This is a genomic window from Mucilaginibacter sp., from assembly GCF_028287845.1.
In the GTDB taxonomy this organism is placed as follows: domain Bacteria; phylum Bacteroidota; class Bacteroidia; order Sphingobacteriales; family Sphingobacteriaceae; genus Mucilaginibacter.
Map to the genome: position 1 here is coordinate 1 of NZ_JAQBOW010000075.1, position 8,578 is coordinate 8,578.

Consider the following 8,578-nt stretch of genomic DNA (forward strand, 5'->3'; position numbering starts at 1 on the left):
AGCAAATACGCGTTGGATTTTCATTAAAATACTCATCGGTTGGAATAAACTCATAATATATACCCGAATCAACCAATAATAATAACCCTTTACTTTTTTGCGAATCCTGGAAAGCTATAAAGCCTTCAGATGCGGGATAAGTTTCTATCGAATCAATAGCAAAGCCAATACTTTCCTGCATACGTGCACGGTAAGGCTCAAAATTTACACCACCATATACAAACAGCTTAAAGTTAGGGAAGATATCTTGAAGCTGTTTTCCACCCGAAACTGTCGATAATCTATCGAAATACATCTGACACCAGGGTGGTATGCCGGATATAAGGCGCATATCTTCATTAACCGTCTCGCGTACAATAGCATCAACCTTTTGCTCCCAATCTTCTATACAATTTACATCATAGCTTGGCAATCGGTTTTTTTGCAGATAGGCGGGCACATGATGCGCCACAATACCCGATAGCCTGCCGGTTGGTATTCCCGCTTTTTCAGATAGCACCGGGCTGCCTTGTAAGAATATCATTTTGCCATCTAAAAAATCGGCTTTACCGGTTTCATGGATATAGCTTAATAGTGCGTTTCGAGCAGCCTTAATATGCTCGGGCATGCTTTCCTTACTTATGGGGATATATTTAACGCCCGATGTAGTCCCTGACGTTTTAGTAAGATAAGTTGGTTTACCCGGCCAAAGCACATTCTCCTCGCCGTTGGCTACGCGTTTGATGTAGGAGCTAAGCTCTTCATAATCGCGTATCGGCACGCATTTTTTAAAATCTTCGTATGTTTTTATTTGAGCGAACTCATGATCTTTACCAAACGCTGTGTTTTTTGCTTTATCAAGTAATTGCTCAAAAGTTTTTTGCTGCAATGTTACCGCGTTTTTGCGGATGCGGTTCAAGTCTGTATTAACCCACGCCGCGAATACCTTGCTTAACAGAGCTTTTAAACTCATGGCTTAATTAGTTTCAGCAATATCATCGTCTACATCCAGGTGGCTATAAACAAGCTTGCGGTAAGTTACCGCTAATATAATATTAACAAAAGGGTAGGTAAATATAATGGCAATTGATATAAATCCAAACCCGTCATATTGTGACAATGCAGCCGGAAGCGCAATAAATAATAAGATTATGCCCAGCATTATTAATACTTTAAAAAAATAGCCTTTAGTAAGCTGGAAGCTTTGACGTATAGACTCAATAGCGCCCGACTGATCATCAACTATAAACGTGATAAAGAACATAACACGCAAGGCAATGTAAAGGGTAAATATTGCGGCAATATTTTCAAGTAAGGTTTGGATGTTAGGATAGTCATTTAACCGCACCATTAAAAAATGAAACGTAGTAATCAAAAATGCGATAAAGAACACTACCACAAGATAACTTACTATACCTTTAAATGCCGGTAATACCTGCCTGAATTCAAATTCGTAATATTCACTGTCAATTACAGTAAATATAAGTTTATAAAGGCCAAGTGTAGTGTAGGCTTGTATAAATATCATTATAAACGACACAGCCATTTTTCCCCAAAAGGCTTCCGGTGAAATTAAATATTCAGTTATGATCCCTAAAATAGATAGCAGCAAAAACGATATAAATGAATAAACAATTATAGTTATAAAGTTCTTCTTTAAAATAGTCCAGGCAGTTTTAGTGGTCTCTGTAACAGAAAAGGGATGATACATATATTATTTACGATCTTTTTAATATTATCCGCTTCCAAAAATCTTGCATAAAACCAAGGCCATAAGCAGTTAATTGAATGAAGGAAGCTATCAAGCTCAAAAATGCAATTTTTACCGACTTATTTTTAATCCACGCGTGGAAAAATATCAACAAAATAATAAGCGCTAAAATAACATTGCATACTACAGCTATTTGCCAGTTAAATATATTAGAAATAGCTGTAAATAATAACGATAAGGTAAAAAAAGCCGGAAAAAAATGTATTAATTTTAGTTGAGTAGGATGAAACTTATAAACATTAATACGCGCCCGGCCAAAAAAATGTATCTGTTTATAAAATTGCAAGAAGTTGGTGCGGCGTTTATGGTAAACTTTGGCATCAGGAATTAAACCTATTTTAAAACCCATGGAGTGGATACGGATGCTATATTCCAGATCTTCGGCAAGGCGGGTAATGATAAAGCCGCCTGCTTTTTCCCATACCTGTCTTGATATACCCATATTAAAGCTACGTGGATGAAACTGGCCAATTCCTTTTTTATTGCCCCGTATACCACCGGTTGTAAAAGGCGAGGTCATAGAATAGCTAATGGCTTTTTGGGTAGGGGTGAACGAAGCGTGCGCATCATCCGGGCCGCCATAGGCATCCAGCCAGTTTTTTGTTAATGAGTTGTTAACGATTTCTAAATAATCTTCAGGAATAAGGCAATCAGAATCGAATATGATAAAATAATCGCCTTTGGCACGTTCAAAAGCGAAGTTTCGGGCAAAACCCTGGCCTGCGTTTTCTTTTACAAAGTATCTTATATCCAGTTGGCCGGCAAAGCTTTTTACTATCTCTTCCGCGTCATTAACAGATCCATCTTCAATAACCAATACCTCGAAGTTTTTATAACTCTGCAACGTAAGCGTTTGCAGCAGTTCTTTAATTTCCTGCGGGCGGTTATATAAAGGTATGATGATGGAAAAAAACATTGTTATTTGAAAATTTTATAATTTGAATATTTGAAAATTGTCTGGAGCGGCAGTTCTTTTAAACGAAATACATTTTCAAATTGCCGCACTTTCAAATTATCAAATTAAATAACATCCTCTACCTGGTACTTATTCCGCTCGGGGGCGCTGCGGGCAACCAATTCGGCAACAAAGCCGGTTAAAAACAGTTGCGAGCCAATTATAATGGCTACCAGTGCTATATAAAATAAAGGCTGCGCAGTTACTTCACGCGTAATTTTTATGTGATGGGATATATCATAAAGCTTTTCGCTGATTATCCAGATTGCACAAACTAACCCGGCAAGAAAACTTAAACTGCCCATAGCCCCAAAAAAATGCATGGGGCGTTTGCCAAATTTGCCAACAAAAAATATCGAAAGCAGGTCTAAAAAGCCATTTACAAAACGGCTCATGCCAAATTTTGTTGTGCCATATTTACGTGCACGGTGTTCTACTACTTGCTCGCCAATTTTGGTAAACCCGGCCCACTTGGCAATAACCGGTATATATCGGTGCATTTCGCCATAAACCTCTATGTTTTTTACTACCGCTTTACGATAAGCCTTTAAACCGCAATTAAAATCGTGCAGGTTATCTATGCCCGACATTTTGCGCGTGGCAGAATTAAATAGTTTTGTGGGAAGGGTTTTAGTTATAGGGTCATACCTTTTAGCTTTCCAGCCAGATATAAGATCGTATTTTTCTTCGACGATACGGCGATACAGCTCCGGAATTTCATCAGGGCTGTCCTGTAAGTCTGCATCCATCGTTATTATCACATTACCCTGGGCAGCATCAAAACCAACATTTAAAGCAGCAGATTTACCATAATTGCGCCTGAATTTAATACCCTTTATAAAAGGATTATTTAAACGCAGTTTAGCAATCATATCCCATGAGCCGTCTATACTGCCATCGTCAATTAATATAATCTCATACAAAAAGCCATTCTCATCCATAACACGGCTTATCCATGAGGTAAGCTCGGGCAATGATTCAACTTCGTTATAAAGTGGTACTACAACTGATATATCCATTGACAAGTGATAGGGTTGGGGCTGATGCCCTAATTTTTTCAAACCCATGCAAAAATATAAAAAATGCGCATTGGTTTTATGGTAGATTTTTAGGTGGGGGTTAAATTATGTTAAATACAATTTTATGCTGTCCACAATGAAGAAAAATACAAAATTAACAACGATAATTATTAAGAATAAGATGCAATCACTACCAAGTTAATGCTGTAATGTTAAGTAATGTTAAAGTTTTAATATTCAGAATGATATATTTTATTTTAGACTGAAATTTAAACCAAACCTATCACTGCATGAGGCTTGCCGGTATATTGATTTTGCTATCTTTTACCGGCAGGCTTAGTGCACAACAATTAAACGGGACTGCATTAGATTTAATTACAAAGTTGCCGGTAACAAATGCTGCTTTGGTATCTAAAAGGGGAGTAGGCTTCACCTCGTCAACCGGAAGTTTTAGTTTAAATTACGCTCCGGTCGGCGATACTATAACTATTACCCATATCGGCTATAAAACATATAAATTTGGAGTAGGGAGCGGTTTAATACCAACTACCATTTACCTGCAATCAGTTAATATCTTATTGAATGAAGTATCTATTAGAGGGATACGTAATTATAAAAAAGACTCGGCAGACAACCGCCGGGAATTTGCAAGGATTTTTAATTACAAGGCCCCTGGTGCAAAAAGCATTTTTGTTAATCGATCGCCGTATGTAAATACAGGCAGGCCCAATAATACGAGTGAGTTGGTAGGTATAGATGTTTTTCAATTAGCTAGCCTGTTTAAAAAGAACAAGACAACTACGCTGCAAAAGGCACTGATAAGGGATGAGCAGGATGGTTTTATATTTAGTATGTTCTCGAAGGAAAAGATACAGGCTTTAACGCCACTGAAAGGGGACTCGTTACAAGAGTTTATGGTGAGATACAGTCCGTCAGTTTCTCAGGCAAGAACGATGACGACTTATGATATGATGATCTATATTAAAAGAAGTTATGCAGATTTTAGTAAACCACAAACAAAAAATAATTAATCAAACTGATTTTGCAGGCGAATAAGGCGGTCAATCATCAGGTTGAGTTTTTCCTGTTCGGCTTTAACAAAACGGCCCCTTAAATAAAAAGTACAGAACATTAACCAGGCAATTGTTAAACCATACGCCACTACCTTAAACGTTGCCGATGCGCTTTGTAATACTTCAAAAAAGTATAGTAACAAACCGGTGCTTATTAATATAACATATAGGTAGTATAACCAGCCATAAACCGCGGCGCGGTTTTTTTGATATACTTTTAAGTCTTGCAAATAATCTGCAGGGTTAATAGTTACATCCTGTTTGCTTATAATGCGGTAATCCCTTACCATCATCATTACATACAATATCATGGTAACCATTATAATAACTATGCCTAAATAAGTTACCCATGAGTTAAAAACAAAAAACAACATCACCACAAGCAATCCTGCAAAAGATAAGCCCATGCTGGTAATATTCCATAGCAATTTCCTGCTAATACTGTTCATTCCCTTCTTCACCTGCTTCAGCACATCGTCCACAGAAAGCTGATCTTTTTTTGGCTGTTCCTGCCAAACCGACATTAAATGATCAAAGTCTTTCATACTGATTATATAATTCTGTCAATTTTTGTTTAATGCGGAAAATTTTAACCCGCAAATTTCCTTCAGATATGCCTGATATTTCTGCTATTTCGGGGTAAGGCATTTCATCCAGCACCATAGTTATTATTATTCTTTCTGATTCTTCTAATTTTGATATACACTTATATAGTAATGTAACCTGCTCGTTCTTATCAGATACTTCTTCCATTTTTGTTTCGGCTATCTGTGGTGTAAGTTCTTCCTTTGCTTGTCGTTTTTCTGATCTTAGATACGTAAGGCAGGTATTTACTGCGATACGATATATCCAGGTTGATATCATTGCCTGGTTACGAAATTTATCAAGGTTTTGCCAAACTTTTAAAAATGTTTCTTGTAACAGGTCGTTCGCAGCATCATCATCACCCGTGTAACCATAGCACAAATGGTAGATTTTTTTTGAATTAGCTTCAAATATTTGCTTAAAGACAAGTTCTTTATCAGCCACGTGCAGGATTAGTTTGTTGTTAGATGCGAAGATAGGGGGAATGTTACAACAAGAAAATATTCTTATTAAACCAGATGAGTTTTTTTTCGGCATCATCCAGCAATAAATTATAGTCATTGCTAAAATCAAATTGCAGGTCCTCGTGTAATTTGCCTATCAATGTTTTTATCTTTTCCAGTTGTCGGGTTAAAATAAGTCGTAGGGGTTTATAAGTTGCACGCCTGTCGGCATATTGCAAATAGTTAGTACAAAAATTTAAAAGTAAGGTAATCTCAGCTTCCTTTGAAACCATGAATTTGGCATACTTACTAAGTAGTCTTAATATTTTTCGAAGATATTTGGCCGTTTCATAACTTCTTACAGGCAATTGGCTAAATATAAACCCGACCTCGGCTTTTATTTTTTCAATAAAAACCGCTTCGTTATCAGCCTCAAATAATAAATAGGCAAGCAGCTCTTTATTCTCTTTTTTATGACGCGCCAATCGCAAACATAAGTCGGCAATTTGGGGGCCCGATAGGTGCTGCAACTCTTTTTTTATATCCTGTAAGCCATAGGTGGCGGTGCTCATTATATTAGATTGAATATTTTTAACAAAATAGTAAATACTTTTAGTTTAGCCGTCTTATATTTAGCGATGCAAAAAAATAAACTTACGCTCTATATTTTTATCGCACTTATTTTAGGTGTGATAGTTGGTTACATCTACAATGCAAATGTAATTAATACCTATAATAACAAAGTTGGTGCGGCCGAAACCGCCATCAAAATTATTGATAACAAACTGGTTCTATTAAAAGACAGTACATCAGCAAATTTCAAGGAACTAAAATCACAACGTATAGCCCAAGCCAAAATACGTAAAGTAAATGATGCTATACGTGAGGATAAAGTAGTGTATTTCACTGTTTTAAGTGATGTGTTTTTGAGGTTGATAAAGATGATAGTAGCGCCGTTGGTGTTCACCACGTTAGTAGTTGGTGTGGCTAAAGTTGGCGATATTAAAGCAGTTGGCCGCATTGGCGGCAAAACCCTGCTTTGGTTTTTAAGCGCTACGTTGATCTCCTTGTTATTGGGGATGATATTGATTAATTTATTTCAACCGGGCCGCGAAATGCACCTGATGCTACCCGACAGTCATTTAGGTTCAGAGATACAAAAAACGTCGCTTTCCTTAAAAGATTTCATCAGTCATGTGTTCCCAAAGAGCTTTTTTGAGTCAATGTCTAACAATGAGATACTGCAAATAGTTGTTTTTGCCTTATTTTTTGGAGTGGCCACTGCTGCAATTGGCGAAAAGGGCCATATTGTAGTAAAAGCTTTCGATGCCATTGCTCACGTTATTTTAAAAATTACCGGTTACGTAATGAAGCTGGCCCCGTTAGCGGTATTTGGAGCAATTACTGCTATAGTTGCTAAACAAGGTGTTGGGATATTATCAACCTATGCCATATTTATCGGCGAGTTTTACATCTCGCTTATTATACTTTGGCTGGTAATTATTCTGGCTGGATTTTTTGTTCTAAAAGGCAGGGCATTTACGCTGGTAAATAATATAAAAGATGCCATGCTGATTGCTTTCGGCACCTCAACCAGCGAAGCGGCTTATCCGCGTGTGTTGATAGAGATGGAGCGTTTTGGCTGTAGTAATAAAATTGTAAGCTTTGTGCTGCCGCTGGGTTATTCGTTTAACCTGGATGGTTCTATGATGTATATGACTTTCGCATCGTTATTCCTGGCACAATCATACGGTATACACTTATCAATCGCCCAGCAACTTACCATGTTGTTAACTTTAATGTTAACTAGTAAGGGAATTGCAGGTGTGCCGCGCGCATCGTTAGTGGTAATTGCCGGTACAATAGCCATGTTTGGTATCCCCGAGGCCGGGCTTGCACTTTTAATTGGTATTGATCCGTTATTGGATATGGGCCGTTCTGCTACAAACGTTTTAGGTAATGCGATAGCTACCGGGGTTGTTAGCAAATGGGAAGGCGAACTTTCCGATGGAAATCCTATCCCTGTCGAAGATTTATTATAATTCACTCATTCAAAAATCACTAATTAACCCCCATGGCTTATATAGGTTTTAAACTTTCTAACCCTAAAAGAATATTTCTTGTGCTGAGTATTGTGTTGCCGTTTTTGTTTTACTGCCTGTATTACTATCATCATATGCTAAAAAATGCGCCATACAGGTTCACAGATTTTGATTCAATTAGTATTCAATATGGTACCCGCGATAGCCTGCTTAATAAATATGATTCAAAAACAGGTAATTATCAATATCTAAACAATCACGACTCGTTGGTGAAGATACATTTGCTTTTAACGAATAAAGACCTGCTTTATCTGCACCACAAAGCTGCAGAGTTGGGTTTTTGGGATTTTCCGGAGAATGAAACCGGTGATACTGTAAAAACTGGTAAACAACCTGTGCGCTACATTATTGAGTATAAATACAAACACAAAAGAAAAAAAGTAGTATTTGACGAGAACTTTGATGGCGATCCAAGACTAATAGATGCTAACCGAGGACTAATAAAAGAAATAAACCAGGTATTGAACCGGGAAGAGGGTGATCAGAAAAAGTAAAAGGTGTGTTGCATATTGAAAATGTAATATCTATATTTGCACCTCGAATTTTAAAACATTAATTAACAAACCATGTACGCAATAGTAAGTATAGCAGGACAGCAATTTAAGGTTGCTAAAGACCAGCAGATCTTTGTACACAGATTACAAGGTGACG

Annotated in this window: 11 protein-coding genes; 4 read left to right on the forward strand and 7 right to left on the reverse strand. The window is 37.3% G+C overall.

Annotated features, from left to right (window positions below; genetic code table 11):
• From JWP71_RS06935 to JWP71_RS06950, 4 genes are all read right to left on the reverse strand, one after another.
• On the reverse strand, positions 1-952 hold a 952-nt coding region (locus tag JWP71_RS06935; protein WP_299498165.1), incomplete at its 3' end, for a GH3 auxin-responsive promoter family protein.
• Positions 953-955: 3 nt separating this feature from the next.
• Entirely contained in the window at positions 956-1,690 is a 735-nt protein-coding gene (locus JWP71_RS06940) for a hypothetical protein (protein WP_299498166.1), read from the reverse strand.
• Positions 1,691-1,697: 7 nt separating this feature from the next.
• On the reverse strand, positions 1,698-2,666 hold the full coding sequence (locus JWP71_RS06945; RefSeq protein ID WP_299498167.1) for a glycosyltransferase: 969 nt from the start codon (positions 2,664-2,666) through the stop codon (positions 1,698-1,700).
• A gap of 104 nt (positions 2,667-2,770) precedes the next feature.
• Positions 2,771-3,724: a glycosyltransferase family 2 protein gene (locus JWP71_RS06950; protein WP_299498176.1), complete on the reverse strand. Its 954-nt coding sequence runs from the start codon at positions 3,722-3,724 to the stop codon at positions 2,771-2,773.
• A gap of 290 nt (positions 3,725-4,014) precedes the next feature.
• Here JWP71_RS06950 and JWP71_RS06955 point away from each other — a divergent pair, with 290 nt between their 5' ends.
• Positions 4,015-4,755 (forward strand): hypothetical protein, encoded by a 741-nt coding sequence (locus JWP71_RS06955; RefSeq protein WP_299498169.1) that lies wholly within the window; start codon positions 4,015-4,017, stop codon positions 4,753-4,755.
• Here JWP71_RS06955 and JWP71_RS06960 read toward each other — a convergent pair.
• Genes JWP71_RS06960 through JWP71_RS06970 form a run of 3 tightly spaced genes read right to left on the reverse strand, consistent with a single transcriptional unit; the run spans position 4,752 to position 6,397 of the window.
• Complete coding sequence (locus JWP71_RS06960; protein WP_299498171.1) at positions 4,752-5,342, reverse strand: hypothetical protein; 591 nt, start codon at positions 5,340-5,342, stop codon at positions 4,752-4,754. The genes JWP71_RS06955 and JWP71_RS06960 overlap by 4 nt on opposite strands.
• Positions 5,329-5,826: an RNA polymerase sigma factor gene (locus JWP71_RS06965; RefSeq protein ID WP_299498172.1), complete on the reverse strand. Its 498-nt coding sequence runs from the start codon at positions 5,824-5,826 to the stop codon at positions 5,329-5,331. The genes JWP71_RS06960 and JWP71_RS06965 overlap by 14 nt, the downstream gene beginning before the upstream one ends.
• A gap of 43 nt (positions 5,827-5,869) precedes the next feature.
• Entirely contained in the window at positions 5,870-6,397 is a 528-nt protein-coding gene (locus JWP71_RS06970) for a hypothetical protein (RefSeq protein WP_299498173.1), read from the reverse strand.
• A 66-nt stretch (positions 6,398-6,463) separates the two neighbouring features.
• Here JWP71_RS06970 and JWP71_RS06975 point away from each other — a divergent pair, with 66 nt between their 5' ends.
• From JWP71_RS06975 to JWP71_RS06985, 3 genes are all read left to right on the forward strand, one after another.
• Positions 6,464-7,867, forward strand: coding sequence for a dicarboxylate/amino acid:cation symporter (locus JWP71_RS06975; protein WP_299498174.1), 1,404 nt, complete (start codon positions 6,464-6,466; stop codon positions 7,865-7,867).
• 32 nt (positions 7,868-7,899) lie between these two features.
• On the forward strand, positions 7,900-8,421 hold the full coding sequence (locus tag JWP71_RS06980; RefSeq protein ID WP_299498175.1) for a hypothetical protein: 522 nt from the start codon (positions 7,900-7,902) through the stop codon (positions 8,419-8,421).
• A gap of 72 nt (positions 8,422-8,493) precedes the next feature.
• Positions 8,494-8,578, forward strand: an 85-nt coding sequence (locus JWP71_RS06985) for a bL21 family ribosomal protein (protein ID WP_299498177.1), incomplete at its 3' end; no start/stop codon positions are given.

Coding starts and splice junctions, on each gene's coding strand:
- JWP71_RS06940 (WP_299498166.1), bottom strand. CDS start 1,690: ATGTATCATCCCTTTTCTGTTACAGAGACCACTAAAACTGCCTGGACT.
- JWP71_RS06945 (WP_299498167.1), bottom strand. CDS start 2,666: ATGTTTTTTTCCATCATCATACCTTTATATAACCGCCCGCAGGAAATT.
- JWP71_RS06950 (WP_299498176.1), bottom strand. CDS start 3,724: ATGGATATATCAGTTGTAGTACCACTTTATAACGAAGTTGAATCATTG.
- JWP71_RS06955 (WP_299498169.1), top strand. CDS start 4,015: ATGAGGCTTGCCGGTATATTGATTTTGCTATCTTTTACCGGCAGGCTT.
- JWP71_RS06960 (WP_299498171.1), bottom strand. CDS start 5,342: ATGAAAGACTTTGATCATTTAATGTCGGTTTGGCAGGAACAGCCAAAA.
- JWP71_RS06970 (WP_299498173.1), bottom strand. CDS start 6,397: ATGAGCACCGCCACCTATGGCTTACAGGATATAAAAAAAGAGTTGCAG.
- JWP71_RS06975 (WP_299498174.1), top strand. CDS start 6,464: ATGCAAAAAAATAAACTTACGCTCTATATTTTTATCGCACTTATTTTA.
- JWP71_RS06980 (WP_299498175.1), top strand. CDS start 7,900: ATGGCTTATATAGGTTTTAAACTTTCTAACCCTAAAAGAATATTTCTT.